Source organism: Neorhizobium descurainiae, assembly GCF_051400715.1.
GTDB lineage: Bacteria > Pseudomonadota > Alphaproteobacteria > Rhizobiales > Rhizobiaceae > Neorhizobium.
Genome location: NZ_JBLFFK010000005.1, coordinates 246,705 through 264,303, shown reverse-complemented (window position 1 = coordinate 264,303; position 17,599 = coordinate 246,705). Strand labels below are relative to the sequence as shown.

The 17,599-nt window shown below is 61.7% G+C and carries 18 protein-coding genes; 4 read left to right on the top strand and 14 right to left on the bottom strand.

The annotated features are described in order from the left end of the window. Window positions 1–40 precede the first annotated feature (40 nt). The 9 genes from bamA to ACMGE0_RS12360 form a co-directional block, all read right to left on the bottom strand. Window positions 41–2,407, bottom strand: coding sequence for an outer membrane protein assembly factor BamA (gene bamA / locus ACMGE0_RS12400; RefSeq protein ID WP_436816152.1), 2,367 nt, complete (start codon window positions 2,405–2,407; stop codon window positions 41–43). Window positions 2,408–2,605: 198 nt separating this feature from the next. After that, complete coding sequence (rseP, locus tag ACMGE0_RS12395; RefSeq protein WP_436816151.1) at window positions 2,606–3,727, bottom strand: RIP metalloprotease RseP; 1,122 nt, start codon at window positions 3,725–3,727, stop codon at window positions 2,606–2,608. 37 nt (window positions 3,728–3,764) lie between these two features. Beyond that, window positions 3,765–4,598, bottom strand: coding sequence for a phosphatidate cytidylyltransferase (locus tag ACMGE0_RS12390; RefSeq protein ID WP_436816150.1), 834 nt, complete (start codon window positions 4,596–4,598; stop codon window positions 3,765–3,767). Next, the gene (locus ACMGE0_RS12385; protein ID WP_436816149.1) at window positions 4,598–5,341 is read right to left on the bottom strand and encodes an isoprenyl transferase; all 744 of its coding nucleotides are present in this window, start codon (window positions 5,339–5,341) and stop codon (window positions 4,598–4,600) included. The genes ACMGE0_RS12390 and ACMGE0_RS12385 overlap by 1 nt, the downstream gene beginning before the upstream one ends. Window positions 5,342–5,392: 51 nt before the next feature. After that, window positions 5,393–5,953, bottom strand: a complete 561-nt coding sequence (frr, locus tag ACMGE0_RS12380) for a ribosome recycling factor (RefSeq protein ID WP_436816148.1) — start codon at window positions 5,951–5,953, stop codon at window positions 5,393–5,395. A 46-nt stretch (window positions 5,954–5,999) separates the two neighbouring features. After that, window positions 6,000–6,722, bottom strand: a complete 723-nt coding sequence (gene pyrH, locus ACMGE0_RS12375) for a UMP kinase (protein ID WP_436816147.1) — start codon at window positions 6,720–6,722, stop codon at window positions 6,000–6,002. A 119-nt stretch (window positions 6,723–6,841) separates the two neighbouring features. Next, entirely contained in the window at window positions 6,842–7,768 is a 927-nt protein-coding gene (gene tsf, locus ACMGE0_RS12370) for a translation elongation factor Ts (protein ID WP_436816146.1), read from the bottom strand. 230 nt (window positions 7,769–7,998) lie between these two features. Then, window positions 7,999–8,766: a 30S ribosomal protein S2 gene (gene rpsB, locus ACMGE0_RS12365; RefSeq protein WP_436816145.1), complete on the bottom strand. Its 768-nt coding sequence runs from the start codon at window positions 8,764–8,766 to the stop codon at window positions 7,999–8,001. Window positions 8,767–8,998: 232 nt separating this feature from the next. Beyond that, entirely contained in the window at window positions 8,999–9,829 is an 831-nt protein-coding gene (locus ACMGE0_RS12360; RefSeq protein WP_436816144.1) for a cell envelope integrity EipB family protein, read from the bottom strand. 108 nt (window positions 9,830–9,937) lie between these two features. Here ACMGE0_RS12360 and ACMGE0_RS12355 point away from each other — a divergent pair, with 108 nt between their 5' ends. The 4 genes from ACMGE0_RS12355 to ACMGE0_RS12340 are packed head-to-tail and all read left to right on the top strand — an operon-like array spanning window position 9,938 to window position 12,811. Further along, on the top strand, window positions 9,938–10,408 hold the full coding sequence (locus tag ACMGE0_RS12355; RefSeq protein ID WP_436816143.1) for a RidA family protein: 471 nt from the start codon (window positions 9,938–9,940) through the stop codon (window positions 10,406–10,408). After that, window positions 10,405–11,136, top strand: a complete 732-nt coding sequence (locus ACMGE0_RS12350) for a glycerophosphodiester phosphodiesterase (protein ID WP_436816142.1) — start codon at window positions 10,405–10,407, stop codon at window positions 11,134–11,136. The genes ACMGE0_RS12355 and ACMGE0_RS12350 overlap by 4 nt, the downstream gene beginning before the upstream one ends. A gap of 8 nt (window positions 11,137–11,144) precedes the next feature. After that, window positions 11,145–12,338 carry a GNAT family N-acetyltransferase gene (locus ACMGE0_RS12345; RefSeq protein ID WP_436816141.1) on the top strand — a complete coding sequence of 398 codons (1,194 nt, stop codon included), beginning with the start codon at window positions 11,145–11,147 and terminating at the stop codon, window positions 12,336–12,338. A gap of 41 nt (window positions 12,339–12,379) precedes the next feature. Beyond that, window positions 12,380–12,811, top strand: a complete 432-nt coding sequence (locus tag ACMGE0_RS12340) for an HIT family protein (protein ID WP_436816140.1) — start codon at window positions 12,380–12,382, stop codon at window positions 12,809–12,811. On the opposite strand, the gene ACMGE0_RS12335 is transcribed toward ACMGE0_RS12340, so the two are convergent. The 5 genes from ACMGE0_RS12335 to ACMGE0_RS12315 form a co-directional block, all read right to left on the bottom strand. Beyond that, window positions 12,808–13,146, bottom strand: coding sequence for an AzlD domain-containing protein (locus tag ACMGE0_RS12335; RefSeq protein WP_436816139.1), 339 nt, complete (start codon window positions 13,144–13,146; stop codon window positions 12,808–12,810). The genes ACMGE0_RS12340 and ACMGE0_RS12335 overlap by 4 nt on opposite strands. Next, a complete protein-coding gene (locus ACMGE0_RS12330) occupies window positions 13,143–13,892 on the bottom strand; it encodes an AzlC family ABC transporter permease (protein WP_436816138.1) in 750 nt (249 codons plus the stop codon). Before ACMGE0_RS12330 ends, ACMGE0_RS12335 begins: the two co-directional genes overlap by 4 nt. A gap of 109 nt (window positions 13,893–14,001) precedes the next feature. Next, a complete protein-coding gene (clpA, locus tag ACMGE0_RS12325) occupies window positions 14,002–16,536 on the bottom strand; it encodes an ATP-dependent Clp protease ATP-binding subunit ClpA (RefSeq protein WP_436816137.1) in 2,535 nt (844 codons plus the stop codon). A 10-nt stretch (window positions 16,537–16,546) separates the two neighbouring features. Then, the gene (gene clpS, locus ACMGE0_RS12320; protein WP_436816201.1) at window positions 16,547–16,900 is read right to left on the bottom strand and encodes an ATP-dependent Clp protease adapter ClpS; all 354 of its coding nucleotides are present in this window, start codon (window positions 16,898–16,900) and stop codon (window positions 16,547–16,549) included. 255 nt (window positions 16,901–17,155) lie between these two features. Continuing rightward, window positions 17,156–17,506: a phasin family protein gene (locus ACMGE0_RS12315; RefSeq protein ID WP_436816136.1), complete on the bottom strand. Its 351-nt coding sequence runs from the start codon at window positions 17,504–17,506 to the stop codon at window positions 17,156–17,158. Window positions 17,507–17,599: the final 93 nt, after the last annotated feature.

The window sequence follows — 17,599 nt, the reverse complement described above, 5'->3', positions numbered from 1 at the left end:
TCCAGAACAGATTTCCGCCCGCCGTCACGGGCGGAAACGATCAGAACTGGTTCGCCATGCTGAACCGGAATTCCTGGGTCTCGTCAAAGTCTTCCTTGACGACCGGCTGGGCGTAGTCGAAGCGGATGTTGCCGAACGGCGATGCCCACATGATGCCGGCGCCAACCGAAGCGCGCCACGACATGCCCGTGCCCTCCACTCCGGTGGTGCCTGGGTTGACATCGTTCCCGTAAAGCGTACCGGCATCGGCGAAGAAGGCAGCGCGCAGACCGAAGTCTTCCGGGAAAGCAGGCATCGGCATGGATACTTCGGCGGAGGCCGTGAAGTAGGTGGTGCCGCCCAGGGAATCTCCATGTTCGACCGTCCGCGGACCGATACCGTCGTTCTCGAAACCGCGGATCTGGCGGCCGCCGACGGTGAACTGGTCGAAGACGTTCAGATCACCTCCGGTGGAGAAGACATGACCGGCACCCACGGCGATGGAGCCGATCAGGTCGGCTTCGGTCGAAAGCGTCTGGAAATAACGTGCACGAGCCGAAATCTTGTAGAATTCGGAGTCTCCGCCGAGACCGGCATATTCATGCGTGAACGTCGCATAGATGCCTTCACGCGGCAACGTCTGGCTGTCGAGCGTGTTGTAAGTGAGGGTCTGCGAGATCGAAGACTGTATCCAGGGCGATCCCTCGATAAGATCGATATACGGGTCGGATACACGGTTATCCGCTGTGGTCGCCGGATCGCCGTCGTTGCCGTAAGCACCCTCGTTCTCGTATTTGATTTCCTTATAGGTATAGCGGAACGTCGTCGCCAGATCTTCGGTGATCGGCGCCGTCACGCGCAAGGTGACGCCCTGTTCCTCATAGTCGTAATAGTCGTTCGAAGAGGTCGTGCTCTTGAAGAGGTCGAAGCCGGCCGCCAGTCGGTAACCGAGGAAATAGGGCTCGGTGAACGAAATGTTGTAGCTGCGGGCATCGTCGAGACCGCCGCCGACCGCGACGCGAATGAACTGGCCGCGGCCGAGGAAGTTCTTCTCTTCGATCGACGCTTCCAGAATGAAGCCGTCGCCGCCGGCGGAGTAACCGGCACCGATACCGAACGAGCCGGTCGGCTGATCCTCCACATCCACCACCACGACGACGCGATCCGGCGCGCTGCCCTGGGCGGTCGAGATGTTGACCGTGGTGAAGTAGCCGAGGGCCTCCAGGCGGCGCTTGGCACGCGAAATCATTTCCTGATTGAAGGCATCGCCTTCGCTGAAATCGAATTCGCGACGAACGACGTAATCTCGCGTGCGGGTATTGCCGCGGATCTCGATGCGCTCGACATAGGCGCGCTCGCCCTGATCGACGAGATAGGAAACGCCGATCGTATGGTTTTCCATGTTGCGGTCGCCGCGCGGCGTGACGCGGGCGAACGGATAACCGGCGGCAGCGACGCGCTTGGAGATCCCCTCCATCGTCTTCTGGATCTCGCGGGCGTCATAGGTATTGCCCGCACGGGTCTGGACGAGCCCCTGGAGGTCCTCGCCGCTGACACCTTCCACTGTAGATTCGACGCCAATGTTACCATACTGGTAGCGCTGGCCTTCCTCGACCGTGAAGGTGATGTTGTACCTGTTGTTCGCCTCGTCGAGGACGGCTTCCGAGGAGATCACACGGAAATCCGGATAGCCGTGATTGTAATAGAACTGGCGCAGCGCATCCTCGTCGGCGCGCAGCTTGTCCTCGCTATAGACGTCCTTGCGGGTCAGGAAGGACAGCGGGCCGGATTCCTTGGTGATGATCACGGATTTCAGGCGGCCGTCGCCATAGGCCTGGTTGCCGACGAAATTGATGTCGGCGATCTTGGTGCGATCGCCTTCGTTGATGACGAAGGCGAGGTTGACGCGTCCCTGGCCGACCGGCGCTGTCTGCGTGGTGATCTCCACGTCGCTGCGGCCGATCGCACGATAGGCTTCGCGCAGGCGCTCGATATCCGCGTTGATCATGGTCTGGCTGTAGGGGCCGAGCGGCTGCGTCTGCACCGCGGCCTGCAGCTTCTCATCGGTGATCTTGCGATTGCCGTTGAAAACCACCTGGTTGACCAGCTCGTTCTCGCTGACCGTCACGACCAGCGTGCTGCCGGAAACACTGATGCGGACATCGGAAAAATAGCCGGTCGAATAGAGCCGGCGCACGGATTCGTCGATATCGTTGTTCGAGAAGCTGACACCCGGGCGGATGGTCAGATTGGAACGAACGGCTTCTTCGCCGGCCCTCTGAGCGCCGCGAACCTGTACATTCCGGATCACAGCCGCTTCGGCAGAAGGTGCAGAAGCAAGTACCAGTACACCTGCGCCCGATGCGACAACACTAGCAGACAGCGCAAACGCCGACACTGCGTTCAAAAACTTTGAACCAGCCTTCATTTTCAATTCTTACCTTTTCCCGTTGTCCCTCGGCGGGTGGAGCCCGACTCCGGCCACGTGTGTCGTTTTACCTTCTTTTGCCCTACAAGCAAGCTATCGCGTTAATTTCTGTTTACTTCCTTCTCAGGCGTGACCCAATGGCCACGCAACTGTTACGAATATGGTGAATAAACAGTTTCTTTCATAATTTGAAGGACATCAACCGATCAGGTTGCTGATGTCGTTGAAGGTCGCGAAGACCATCAGGCTCAAAACCATTGCAAGACCGATGCGGAAGGCGATCTCCTGCGCACCTGCTCCGAGCGGCCTCCCACGCACCGCCTCGATCGCGTAGAAGACGAGATGCCCGCCGTCCAGAACCGGTACCGGCATCAGGTTCAGAAGCCCGATCGAGACCGACAGAACGGCTGCAAGCTGCACCACCGCTGCGAAACCTAGCGTCGCCATCTGACCCGAAGCTTGCGCCACGCGCACCGGCCCGCCGAGCTGGTCGGCCTTCATGCGGCCCGTGACCAGGTTGCCGATATAGCGGAACGTGCCGGTGATGATGTGGCCCGTTTCCCTGACGCCTTCGCCCACCGCCTGCAGCGGCGTGAAGGTCTCGACGCGGAAATTGCCTCTCTGCTCGTTGGTGACGATGCCGATCAGGCCAAGCTCGACCTTGTTGCCGAACTGGTCGGTGATCTCGCTCCGCTTCGGGACCATCGGCAGATCGATATTCCGGCCGTCGCGCTCGACCGTCACGACGATCGGCGTCTCCGGCCTGATGCTGACATAGCGCCGCACGTCGTCGAAGGTCGCGATGCGCGAACCATCAAGCGCCACGAGCCGGTCGCCGGGCTGCACGCCGGCGGCCAGCGCGGCGCTATCCGGCTGCACTTCGGCGACGACCGGATCGGCGACGACCTTGCCGTAGACGCTGAACAGGACCGCGAAGATGGCGATCGCGAGAATGAAGTTGGCAATCGGCCCAGCCGCCACGGTCGCGGCCCGCTTCCACAATTTGGCGCCGGCAAGCGTCTGCGCCTTTTCTTCCTCGCTCATGCCTTGAAGCCCGCTCGCATCCGGCAGGCTCGCGGCGTCCTCGTCGCCGAAGAACTTCACGTAGCCGCCGAGCGGGATTGCGGAAAGCTTCCAGCGCGTGCCGTGGCTATCGGTATAGCCGGCGAGTTCCGGACCGAAGCCCACCGAGAAAGCGGTGACCCGGATGCCGCACCAGCGTCCGATGAGATAATGCCCCATCTCATGCACGAAAACGAGCAGCGAGAGCACGAGAATGAAGGGAATTATGTAGCCGGTGAGGAAGCTGAGGATGGCCATCAAATTTTCCGTTTCAACAAGACATGGATCGCGGCACTCAAAATCCGAAGAGGAAGCCTGCAACAGACGCATCAAGATGGCCTGTCGAGGCCGAGTAAACAAGAGTTAGCAGGAACGCCGCGAAACAGGCAAAAACGAGGCCGTCGACGCGATCCATGACGCCGCCATGTCCCGGAATGAGATGGCTCGAATCCTTCGCGCCAAAGCGACGCTTGATGAAGGACTCAAAAAGATCGCCGATCTGGCTCGCGACGGACAGCAGAAAAGCGATCGCCACCGTCCACAAGGACAGCCGCGAAAAGACGGCCAGCGTCAGCGCGGAACTCGCGACCACGCCCGAAACGGCCCCGCCGATCGCGCCGGACCAGGTCTTGCCCGGTGAGATTCTCGGCGCCAGCTTCGGCCCCTGCAGCGCCCGGCCGACGAAATAGGCCAGAATGTCGGTTGCCCAGACGACCGCGAAAATGAAGAGCGTCGCGACGAAACCGGCCTGATCGTCGCCACGGATCGCCGCAAGCGAGATTCCGCTCAGTCCCGCATAGACGATGCCGCCCGGCAGCCACCAGCTTCCCTTGCGCCAGAGCACAAGCAGAATAGCCGTGATGGCCGAGCCGCCGAGAAGCGGCACCGCCAGATCCCTTTCGCCGAAAACGATATTGTAGGCGATCAGCAGGATTGCGACCCAGCCGAAGGCATTTGCCCGGAAATCCCGCTCGGCGAGCCGGGTTATCGTCGACCATTCATAATATATCAGGACGGCCATGACGGCCGCGACGATGCGGAACGAAAAACCGCCGTACCAGGTGGCGGCGAGCACAACCGCCGCCAGAATGAGGCCCGACATGATCCGGCGCTTGAGCTCCGGGCTCATCAACCGCCCACCGCGGCGGTCTTGCTCGACAGGCCCCCGAAACGCCGGTCACGCGAGGCGAAGACTTTCAGGGCATCGAAGAAGAGATTGCGGTCGAAATCCGGCCAGTACTCCGGCAGAAAGACAAGCTCCGAATAGGCGGCCTGCCACAGAAGGAAGTTGGAGAGCCGCTCCTCGCCGCTGGTGCGGATGATGAGGTCCGGGTCGGGAATGTCGGCGGTATCGAGGCTCCGGCCGATCGTCTCGGCGTCGATATCGGACGCTTTCAGAAGGCCCGCCTCGACATCGCGGGCAAGCTTCGCCACCGCGCGGGCGATCTCGTTCCTGGCGCCGTAATTGAAGGCGATCACGAGCGTGAGCGCGGTGTTGTGCCGCGTCGTCTCCTCTGCCTCCACCAGGAGCGGCAGAATGTCGCCGCGCAGGTTTTCGCGCTCGCCGATCACCCGGATACGGACGTTCTCGCGGTGAAGCTCCGCAAGGTCGCGGCGGATGAAGCGGCGCAAAAGGCCCAGGAGAGCGTTCACTTCCGATTCGGGGCGGCTCCAGTTCTCCGAGGAAAAGGCGAAGAGCGTCAGATATTTGACACCCGCTTCGCCGGCCGCGCGGACTGCCTCGCGGACCGCTTCGACACCCTTGTTGTGTCCGACCGTGCGGGGAAGCCCGCGCTTATTGGCCCACCGCCCGTTGCCATCCATGATAATGGCAACGTGCTGAGGGATGATCGCAAGTTCGGGATTCGCCATATTCTACGCGGTTCCTCTGGCGGCCAAGATCAGACGCAATACAAACGCCTTTTAGACCTGCATGATTTCCTTTTCTTTGTCCGCAAGCAAGCGGTCGACTTCGGAAATCGTATCATCCGTCATCTTCTGCACCTTCTCCGATTGCGCGCGGCTGTCGTCCTGGCCGATAACCCCGTCCTTTTCGGCTTTTTTCAGGCCGTCCATGCCATCACGCCGCACATGGCGAATCGCAACCTTGGCTTTTTCGGCATAATCATGGGCGACCTTGACCAGCGACTTGCGGCGTTCTTCGTTGAGTTCGGGAAGCGGAATGCGGAGGTTCTGACCGTCGACGATCGGGTTCAGGCCGAGATGCGATTCGCGGATCGCGCGATCCACGGCGCCGACCATGGACTTGTCCCAGACCGAGACGGAAAGCATGCGCGGCTCCGGCACAGTGATGTTGGCGACCTGGTTCAGCGGCATGCGCGAACCATAGGCTTCCACCGTCACCGGATCGAGGATGTTGGCCGAGGCGCGGCCGGTGCGCAGCGATGCGATATCGCCCTTGAAAGCGGTGATGGCGCCGTCCATGCGGCGCTTGATGTCGTTGAGATCGATAGCTCCACTCATCTCCAAATACTCCCTTATCATTATTCGGGCGGCCGAAGGGCGCCCGTCAGTTGTCTGCTACGATGGTCTTGCGGCCGCCGCCGGTCAAGATTTGCGCGAAACCACCCTTTTCATGGATCGAGAACACGACGATCGGGATCGCATTCTCACGCGCAAGCGCGACCGCCGCCACGTCCATCACTGCCAGCCCCTTGTCGAGCACTTCGCCGTGGGTCAGCGTCTCGAAACGGGTGGCCGTCGGGTCCTTCTTCGGGTCGGCCGAATAGATGCCATCGACCTGCGTTCCCTTGAAGATCGCCTCGGCACCGATCTCGGCCGCGCGCAGGGCCGCCGCCGAATCGGTCGTGAAGAAGGGGTTGCCCGTGCCGCCGGCGAAGATCACCACCCTGCCCTGTCCCAGGTGATGCAGCGTACGAAGCTGCGTGAAGCTTTCGCAGATTTCCGGCATCGAGATCGCCGAAAGCACCACCGTATCGACATTCAGCTTGCGCAGAGAGGTGGCGAGCGCAAGCGCGTTGATCACCGTGCCGAGCATGCCCATGTGGTCCCCGGTCACCCGGTCGCCGCCCTTGGAGGCGACCGCCACACCGCGGAAGATATTGCCGCCGCCCACGACCACGCCCACCTCGACGCCCATGGCGCGCGCCTCGGCGATATCGGAGGCGATCCGGTCGGCTACGGCAACATCGATGCCGAAGCCCTGGCTGCCCATCAGGGCTTCGCCGGAGGCCTTGAGCAAGACACGCTTGTAGAGGGGCTGAGGCGACATGAGGGCTCCTTGAAATCAAAATTGCCAACGGACAGGTCAAACGGCTTGCGGATACACGAAGGGCACCGGCTTGTCACCCGGTGCCCTTCGGTTTTGTCGGCTTTTGCTAATAAGCTTTATCAGCCCTTGACGGCGGCCGCGACTTCCGCCGCGAAATCCGTCTCTTCCTTCTCGATGCCTTCCCCGAGGAGGAGGCGCGCCATGCCGGTCACTTCGATCGGCGCGCCGACTTCCTTTTCGGCGGCCTTGATGGCTGCGCCGACGGTCAGGTCGGGATTGATGACGAAAGCCTGCGAGAGAAGCGCGACCTCCTCGAAGAACTTGCGCATGCGGCCGTCGACCATCTTCTCGATGATGTTGTCCGGCTTGCCGGAAGCGCGCGACTGCTCGATGAAGACGTTGCGCTCACGCTCGGCAACGGCCGGATCGACTTCCTCGGCGCGGATCGCAAGCGGAGCCGTGGCCGCGATATGCATGGCCACCTGCTTGCCGATGGCGGCAAGCGCGTCCTTGTTGCCGGTCGACTTCAGCGCGACGAGTACACCGAGCTTGCCGAGGCTGTCGGCAACCGCGTTGTGGATATAGGTCGCGACGACGCCGTCCTCGACCGAGAGGAGGGCAGCGCGGCGGAGGTTCATGTTCTCGCCGATCGTCGCGACCGCGTCCTTGATCGTGTCGGTCACGGACTTGCCGGATGCCGGATAGATGGCAGCGCCGACCGCCTCGACGGAGCCGTCGGTCGAAAGGGCCACCTCGGCAACGCCTCGGACGAGGCCCTGGAAGGCGTCGTTGCGGGCGACGAAGTCGGTTTCGGAATTGATTTCGACGGCAACGGCCTTGGTGCCGGCGCTGGCGATACCGATCAAGCCTTCGGCAGCGGTGCGGCCGGACTTCTTGTCGGCCTTGGCAATGCCCTTGGCGCGCAGCCAGTCGATCGCCGCTTCCATGTCGCCATTGGTTTCAGCCAGCGCCTTCTTGCAGTCCATCATGCCTGCGCCGGTCTTTTCGCGCAGTTCCTTCACCATTGCAGCGGTGATCTCAGCCATTTTCGTGCCTCTTGTCGGTTCAGTTACGTGCCGCCGGAAAGACATCGGCGGACTCGGAAGTTTTGGGACGAATGTACCCGGAAGTATGACAGCGTGATGAAGACATCACGGAAGCGATCGCCTCGACCTCCGGCTCCGATCGCCTTAAACGACCAAGGCCAGGGATAATGGTATCTCTGGCCTCGATCGGATTTTCGGCAAAGAGGAGCGGCAAACCGCTCCCTCGCACCTTAGGCTTCTGCTTCGCCTTCGAGCGCCGGCTCGATCGGCGCTTCGGCGGATGCGCCGATGTCGCGGCCCGAAGCGCCCTGCTGGCGGGCGATGCCGTCGATGGCGGCACGGGCGACGAGGTCGCAATAGAGCGCGATGGCGCGCGAGGCGTCGTCATTGCCCGGGATCGGGTAATCGATCAGGTCCGGATCGCAGTTCGAATCGATGATGGCGACGACGGGGATGCCCAGGCGCTTGGCTTCGTCGATGGCGATCTTTTCCTTGTTGGTGTCGATGATGAACATCAGGTCCGGCGTGCCGCCCATGTCGCGGATACCGCCGAGAGCCTTTTCCAGCTTCTCGCGCTCGCGCTCGAGGTTCAGGCGCTCCTTCTTCGTGAAGCCCGAAGCTTCCGAACCGAGGATCTCGTCGAGCTTGCGCAGACGCTGGATCGAGTTCGAGATCGTCTTCCAGTTCGTCATCATGCCGCCGAGCCAGCGGGAGTTCACGTAATACTGGGCCGAACGCTTGGCGGAGTCTGCAATGAGCTCCGAAGCCTGGCGCTTGGTGCCGACGAAGAGGACGCGGCCGCCGCGGGCGACGGTGTCGGATACGACCTGAAGGGCGCGCGACAGCATCGGAACGGTCTGCGCGAGGTCGATGATGTGGATGTTGTTGCGGTCGCCGAAGATGTACGGCTTCATCTTCGGGTTCCAGCGATGGGTCTGGTGGCCGAAGTGAACACCAGCTTCCAGAAGCTGGCGCATGCTAAAATCAGGCAATGCCATGCCTTTTTCTCCTTTTCCGGTTGAACCTCCGCAAGGCGAACAGCAATCCCTTCGGACTGCCACCGGCGGAAAGGCCCGGATTTCTCCCGGACGATCCCATGCCTTACGTGTGGAATGCGGCTGCCCATACATTCGATTGGACGCAAAAGCAAGGGGAGCACCGGAATTAGGCGGCAAAAGGCGCCTTGCTCCTCACAAACCGGTTCCGAAGGGGCCTGAATGCCTCGATCGGTTAGCGGCACTCCGGCTTATCGAGCATTTCCAGCTTCGCCAGGCTGCCCGTGAGCACGAAATCTCCATAGTCCATAGTCAGGTCGCGGGTGATGCCGTTCTCATAGAGCTTGAAGGACATGTTGTAGACCGGCATGGGATCGCCCTGTGCGGCCTCGTTGAAATAGGCGATCGTCACCGGCCAGAAGGGGGTCTTGGAAAACTCGCCGGCCTTGCCGGCATCCGCATCGTCCTTCTGCGGCTCCTGCTGCTTGCCGATGACGGTCGTCGTCAGCAGCGCCTGATCGCCGTTTTCGGAGCCGTCGAAGACGCGCGCCTCGAATAAATGCTTGCCTTCCTTGGCATTCCTGATCACGTCCAGCATATGGCCGGTCGGGAAATCGCTGGCCGGCAGATCGATCTCGCGTCCGTCCGGCTGGGTGATCTCCACCTTGACGCCGTTCTCCGCCGTGGTCGCATCACCGCTCACCTGCCGATCGAGCTGCTCGTCGGTGAAGGACTTCGTCTCGAAATGGAACTGGCGGGCGGACATGTCCTCGAAGGTTGTTGTCTGCTGGTCGCTGAGGCGCGTCTCCTCGCCCGTATCGATCTTGGTGACCAGGCGGAAATTCGTCGAAAACCCCGTACAGGCCGAGCCGGTGAACTCGTAGACCATGCGGCCGAACATGCCCTCGATGCCGGAACGTTCGGAGGCATCCTTGAGCTTCAGGTCGTAAATGGCGCGATGCGGCACAAGCGCCCGGGCGGCACTGTCGGTATTCGCGTCCGCGGAGGTGGCGACCATGAGGCTCGCACCGCCGGCTAGGATCACCCCGAGACTCATGCGCAACATTCACATTCTCCTGTTGGACTCAGTCGGCATGTTATAAGAACGCCATCTGACCAAGCTAAGGCCTTGATGCAGGATTTTTGAAGAATTTACAACAAAACGGAGTCGAAAATGACCGAAGCCATCGATGGCCGCCTGAAGGAACTGGGGATCGTCCTTCCCGTCGCCGCAGCGCCCGCCGCCAATTACGTGCCGTACACGATCAGCGGCAATACGCTCTATCTTTCGGGCCAGTTGCCGATCGAAGACGGCAAGGTGGCGGTGACCGGCCTCGCCGGCCGAGACGTGGATGTGCCTGCAGCTCAGCGTGCCGCCGAACTCTGCGCCATCAACATCCTCGCCCAGGCGAAGGCCGCGCTCGGCGGCGATCTCGGCAGAATCCGACGCATCCTGAAGCTCAACGGCTTCATTGCGTCCACCCCGGATTTCACCGAACAGCACCTGGTCATGAACGGAGCGTCCAACCTCATCGCCAATGTGCTCGGAGACGCCGGCAAGCATGCCCGCGCCGCCGTCGGCATGGCCTCCCTTCCGCTCAACGCAGCCGTCGAAGTCGACGCCGTCATCGAGATCGAAGCATGACTTCCGCATCCTGGATCAAGGATCTTCCGGTCGCCCATCGCGGCTATCACGACATGAACCATCAGGTCTGGGAGAACACGCTTTCGGCTTTCGCCCGCGCGGTGGAAGGGGGTTTTGCGATCGAGTGCGACGTGCAGCTCGCCGCCGACAGCGTGCCGGTGATCTTCCACGACCATGACCTCGAGCGGCTCTGCGGCATCAAGGGCGACGTGCGGGAAAAGACCTCCGCCGAACTCCGCCTGCTCGCCGTCGGAGCGACGCAGGACAAAGTGCCGACGCTGAAACAGATGCTCGATCTCGTCGCGGGCAAGGTGCCGCTCGTCATCGAGATCAAGGGCCGGACAGGTGAAGGCGAGGACGACGGCTTTGCCGAAACGGTGCTCGAAGTCCTCGAAGGCTACCAGGGCAAGGTGGCGCTGATGAGCTTCGACCACCATATCCTGCGCGACCTGAAGAAGGCGGGCTCCCCCTATCCGCTCGGCCTCACCGCCATGGGCGACAAGCCGGAGGAGTTCTTCAGCCACGACGAAGCCATGCAACTTGGCCTCGATTTCATTTCCTACCACTACCCGCACCTGCCGAACAGCTTCATCACAGCTCGGAGAGCGGCCGGAATTCCGGTCATTACCTGGACCGTGAGGGATGCAAACGGGCGCGAACATACTTATAAATATGCGGACCAGATGACCTTCGAAGGTTTCGACCCACGGGAGGCTCCCTCCCCGTAAAGCAACATATGACCGGCAATCTCACGATCCGCATCGAAAAATCCTTCTGCGCGATCAGCCCCGAAAGCTGGTCGCGTCTTTCGGGCACCTCAAAGGCCTCATCGAGGGAGGTCCCCTACAATCCCTTCCTCTCGCATGCCTTTCTCTCGGCGCTGGAAGAGTCCGGCTCGGCGACCGCGAAAACCGGCTGGCTCGGCCACCATCTTCTGCTGGAGAACGATCAAGGCGCGCTGATCGGAGCGGTTCCCGGATATTTGAAGAGCCACAGCCAGGGCGAATATGTCTTCGATCACGGCTGGGCGGATGCCTTCGAGCGCGCCGGCGGGCGCTATTATCCGAAACTGCAATGCTCCGTCCCCTTCACGCCGGCGACCGGGCCTCGCCTTCTCGTCTCTTCAGGCTATGACAAGGGCGCGACCGAGTTGACGCTCGCCGCAGGTCTCCAGGAGGTGACGCGCCAGCTCGGCGTTTCCTCCGCGCATGTGACCTTCGTCGCCGAGGATCAGCTTGCGGCCTTCGAAGAGGCCGACTACCTGCACCGCACGGACAAGCAGTTCCACTTCATCAACGACGGCTATGCGAACCACGACGCCTTCCTCGAAACGCTTGCCTCGCGAAAGCGCAAGGCGCTGAAGAAGGAGCGGCGCACGGCGGTCGAGCACGGCATCACCATCGACTGGCTGACCGGCAGCGATCTCAACGAGACGATCTGGGACCGGTTCTTCGAATTCTACATGGACACGGGCAGCCGCAAGTGGGGACGCCCCTACCTCACCCGGAAATTCTATTCGCTGATCGGCGAACGGATGCCCGAGGATATCCTGCTCGTCATGGCGAAGCGCGACGGCAAATACATCGCCGGGGCGATCAACTTCATCGGCGGGGACACGCTCTTCGGCCGGCACTGGGGCTGCGTCGAGGATCATCCCTTCCTGCATTTCGAGGTCTGTTATCATCAGGCGATCGACTTCGCGCTGGCGAAAGGACTGAAGCGGGTCGAGGCCGGAGCGCAGGGGGAACACAAGCTGGCGCGCGGCTACCTGCCTGTCACGACGCATTCCATGCACTATATCGCCCATCCGGGGCTTCGCCGCGCGGTAGCCGACTATCTGGAGCGAGAGCGGCAGGACATGGAATATATGAACGAATATCTTTCCGAGCATACGCCATTTCGCAAGGGCGAGCGCCAGCAGGAAGATTAGGTTCAGGAAGACCGATCAGAATTAAAGGAGAGGACATCACGATGAGCGGCCAGGCTTACGACCCCAACAACATCTTCGGAAAAATCCTGCGCGGTGAAATCCCCTGCCACCGGGTCTACGAGGATGCCGATACGCTGGCCTTCATGGACGTGATGCCGCAATCGCCCGGCCATCTCCTCGTCATCCCCAAGGCGCCGTCGCGCAACATCCTAGACGCCGATCCGGCGGTGCTCTCGAAGCTGATCCCGATCGTGCAGAAGCTCGCCAAGGCCGCCAAGGAAGCCTTCGAGGCGGACGGCGTCACGGTCATCCAGTTCAACGAACCGGCCTCCGGCCAGACCGTCTACCACCTGCATTTCCATATCATCCCGCGCTACGAGGGCCTGGCGCTGAAACCCCATTCCGGCCAGATGGAAGACAACGGCGTGCTCGCCGCCAATGCCGAGAAGCTGATCGGGGTGCTCGGGAACTAAAATCCGATCCACCAGAGGCCGGCGATCAGGATCGCCATCGGCACGGCGACACCGACCGCGACCTTGCGGCCGGTCGCCAGGAAGACGGCAAAGCCGATGCCGGCCGCGCCCAGCCGCAGCCAGAGCGGCGTGTCGGCCAGCGTGCCGTTCGGGAAGACGATCAGCTTGGCGGTGACCGCCATGACGAGCGCGGTCGCCACCGCCCTCACCCAATAGAGCGCCTCGGACTCCTCATTCAGGCGATTGCCCGCCACCACGCCCAGCCAGCGCCAGATATCGGTCGCCAGGAAGCCGGCGACGGCGATCACGATGAAGGTCCAGTATTCCGCAATCATCGCGCATTTCCCCTGGCCGCGCGCTTTTTCTTCCGCCACGCACGATCGATGAGATAAGCGGCCGTGCCGCCGCCGATACCGGCATAAAGCACGTCGAACTCCGGGGTCACCAGCGCCAGGAGCGGACCGAGCACGAGGCCCATGACGAAAGCGAGCTTTACAACAGGCTGGCGCGCGCTCGCCCAGATCGACGCATTGAAATAGACCGGCGTCAGGAAGAAGAGCACGCCCGCCACGACGGGCGGAAAACTCGACGCGATGCCATAGAAGACCGCGACGACCAGCGTGCCGGTGAGCGTCAGCGTCACCCCGAAACCGGCGAAATAGATCGCCCGGTGCTCGCGCGGCACATTGCGCAGCGTGGTGATGGCAAAGACCCAGGACGTGATCGCGATGAAATGCGACAGGATCAGCAAAGCCCAGGTTGGCGTCCGCTTCGTCCGCATTTCCGGGATGACCGAGGCGACCATCGGCGTCATGCGTATGGAGGACAGCGTGACCGCCAGGAAACAGGCGGCGATGTTGGCGCCGCTCGCCATGGTGCCGACCAGGATGACCTGCGCCGGCAGAGCCCAGATCGCCAGCGACATGAAGACGGCTTCGGCCCGGGTCAGGCCGGATTCGAGGGCGAAGGCGCTAAAACCGACGATCGAGGTGAGCAGGATGAGCGCCGGCAGCGAAACGAGGCCCCGCATACCGGTGAAGAACCAGGATAAGGCGCTGCGGTCGTCACTATGTGGGGACATCGGTCATTCGTAAGATCGCTGGCCGGCGGGTCATCGGCGGGAATCACTTGTCTCAAAAACGACGATGCCGGGACGAACCCGGCACCGCAACGGCTCTTTTTCTATAGCCTTACTTGCTCTTCGGCACGCGCGGCACCGTAGTGCCCTTGCGGGGCGCGGTCTTGGGCGCGTCTTCGGAGGCGGTCACATCCGCATCGACCATGGCGCGGGACCGCGCGGGACCGCTATCCTTGTCTTTGTCCTTCGCGGACTTCTTCGACGCCTTGGACTTCGACGCCTTGGCTTCCGCCTCCTCGGCAGCCCCTTCCACCTCGGCCTCCGGCTTCGGCTTCACGGGGGTCGCCTCAGGGATGGCGTCGAGGACCAGCTTGTCCTTGCCCTCCTCGTCCTTGCCGACGGTGACGCGCACCACGCCGCCCTTGCGCAGAGCCCCGAACAGGATCTCGTTCGCCAGCGGCTTCTTGATGTGCTCCTGGATGACGCGCGAGAGCGGGCGGGCGCCCATTCTCTCGTCGTAACCCTTGTCCGCCAGCCAGGCGACGGCGTCCTCGTGCAGGTCGAAGGTGACGTTGCGTTCCGAAAGCTGCGTCTCGAGCTGCATGACGAACTTCTGCACGACCTGATGGATGACTTCCGTCGGCAGCGGCGCGAACGCGATGACCGCATCGAGGCGGTTGCGGAATTCCGGCGTGAACAGGCGGTTCAGCGCCTCCTCATCCTCGCCGGTGCGCTTGGACGATCCGAAGCCGATGGCGGCCTTGGCCATTTCCGATGCGCCCGCATTGGTCGTCATGATCAGGATGACGTTGCGGAAGTCGATCTTCTTGCCGTTGTGGTCGGTCAGCGAGCCGTGGTCCATGACCTGCAGCAGGATATTGTAGATATCCGGATGCGCCTTCTCGATCTCGTCGAGCAGCACCACGCTGTGGGGATGCTGATCGACGCTGTCGGTCAGGAGACCGCCCTGGTCGAAGCCGACATAGCCGGGAGGTGCGCCGAGCAGCCGCGAAACGGTGTGGCGTTCCATATATTCCGACATGTCGAAGCGCAGGAGTTCCACTCCGAGCGAAGAGGCAAGCTGCTTGGCGACTTCCGTCTTGCCGACGCCCGTCGGGCCGGAGAAGACGTAAGCGCCGATCGGCTTGTTCGGTTCGCGCAGGCCAGCGCGCGCCAGCTTGATCGACGTCGACAGGGCTTCGATCGCCTTGTCCTGTCCATAGACCACCGACCGCAGCTCCTTTTCGAGGTTGGCGAGAACCATCTCGTCATCCTTGGAAACGGTCTTCGGCGGAATACGGGCCATGGTGGCGATCGTCGCCTCGATCTCCTTTTCGGTGATCAACTTGCGGCGCTTGGAGGCCGGCAGCAGCATCTGTGCCGCACCGGTCTCGTCGATCACGTCGATCGCCTTGTCCGGCAGCTTGCGGTCGGAGATATAGCGCGCCGACAGTTCGACGGCCGACTTGATCGCCTCGTTGGTGTAACGCAGCTTGTGGTACTCTTCGAAATAGGGCTTGAGGCCCTTCATGATCTCGATCGCATCCTCGATCGACGGCTCGTTGACGTCGATCTTCTGGAAGCGGCGGACCAGTGCCCGGTCCTTTTCGAAAAACTGGCGGTATTCCTTGTAGGTGGTCGAACCGATGCAGCGGATCGCGCCCGAGGAGAGCGCCGGCTTCAGGAGGTTCGAGGCATCCATCGCCCCGCCGGAGGTGGCGCCGGCGCCGATCACCGTGTGGATCTCGTCGATGAAGAGAACCGCACCCGGATATTCTTCCAGTTCCTTGACGACCTGTTTCAGGCGCTCCTCGAAGTCACCGCGATAACGGGTGCCGGCCAGCAGCGTGCCCATGTCGAGCGAGAAGATGGTGGCGTCGGCGAGAGCTTCCGGCACCTTGCCTTCGATGATCCGCTTGGCCAGGCCTTCGGCGATCGCCGTCTTGCCGACGCCGGGATCACCCACATAGAGCGGGTTGTTCTTGGAGCGGCGGCACAGGACCTGGATCGTCCGGTTGACCTCGGCATTGCGGCCGATCAGCGGATCGATGCGGCCTTCGCGGGCCTTTTCGTTCAGGTTGACGCAATAGGCTTTCAGCGCATCCTGCGGCTTCTTGGCCGAACCTTCTTCCGGGTCGCGCGATGACGGCTTGGAATCGGGATCGCTTTCCTCGGCCCCGCGCGGCGTGCGGGTCTGGGTGGAACCCGGGCGCTTGCCGATGCCGTGAGAAATGTAGTTGACCGCATCGTAGCGGGTCATTTCCTGCTCCTGCAGGAAGAAAGCCGCATGGCTTTCCCGTTCCGCGAAGATCGCGACGAGAACGTTGGCGCCGGTCACTTCCTCGCGGCCCGAGGACTGGACATGGATGACGGCGCGCTGGATGACGCGCTGGAAGCCGGAGGTCGGCTTCGAATCCTCGTCATAACCGGTGATCAGGTTGGCAAGCTCGTTGTCGACATAGTCCGTGACGGTCTTGCGCAGGGATTCCAAATTGACGTTACAAGCGCCCATGACCGCCGCTGCATCGGCGTCGTCGATCAACGCCAGAAGCAGGTGTTCGAGCGTGGCATATTCGTGATGCCGCTCGTTCGCGAAGGTCAGTGCCTGATGCAGCGCCTTTTCAAGACTAGGCGAAAATGTTGGCACGTCGGGTTCCTCACTTCTTTTCCATAACACATTGCAGCGGATGCTGGTGCTGCCGGGCGAAGTCCATGACCTGGGACACCTTGGTTTCCGCTACCTCGTAGGTATATATTCCGCATTCCCCCACGCCATGGTTGTGCACGTGAAGCATGATGCGCGTCGCGGCCTCCCGGTCCTTCTGAAAGAAACGCTCCAGAATGTGGATAACGAATTCCATCGGGGTATAGTCGTCATTCAACAGGAGTACGCGATAGAGATTGGGCCGCTTGGTCTTCGGTTTCGTACGAGTGATGACCGAGGTTCCGCGGCCCGCGTTGTCTCCGTCGCCATTCTTTTCGCGTTGCATCAAGATCGGCAGTGCGATCATCTTCATTCATTCCCCAGTCGTCCGACGACCGTTCATCGAATGGCCGATCGGCCGGACTTCAGTCTTCCTAACTTAGTTCATTGGATGCGGATTTTAAGCCCCCTTTCGGCCCGCGCAATCACTATTCCGCTAGAGAGACGACCGAACCTGCGGAAAATTGGAGTTTTCCGCACCGGCCGGAATCAAAAAGCCGGCAGCACCGAGCGCCGCCGGCCTTCGGTGATGAAGGCGCCGTTCGGAAAGGCCGTCCCGCCGTTACGCGGCGTTTGCGGTCGCCACGGCCGTCGACTTGGCAACCGGCACCTCGTAAGGCTTGTAGGCCGACCTGGCGAGCTCGGCATACATGTCGCTCATCTTCATCGCTTCGGCGATGAAGCCTTCACAGGCGGACTTGACGTAGCTGGTCTGCAGCTCGTAGGCGGCCTCGACGCTGCGGGCGGCGGCGAGCGCCTCCATGAAGGCGGTCATGTCCTGAAAGGACTTCTTCGAATAGTCGGTGGCTTCGGTGGCGATGGCCTGAAAGCCCTTGCCGATCTCGGAATAGCTCTTCAGCATTCCGTCCATCGCTTCCTTGCTCTTCTTGCTGGCATCATCGAAATTGAACATGGCGCGGTCCTTTGTTCTATTCGGATGCACCGATAGAACGTGTCCGGCCGGCAAAAGTCAAGGCGGGTTTGTGCGACGCACAACTACCTTAAG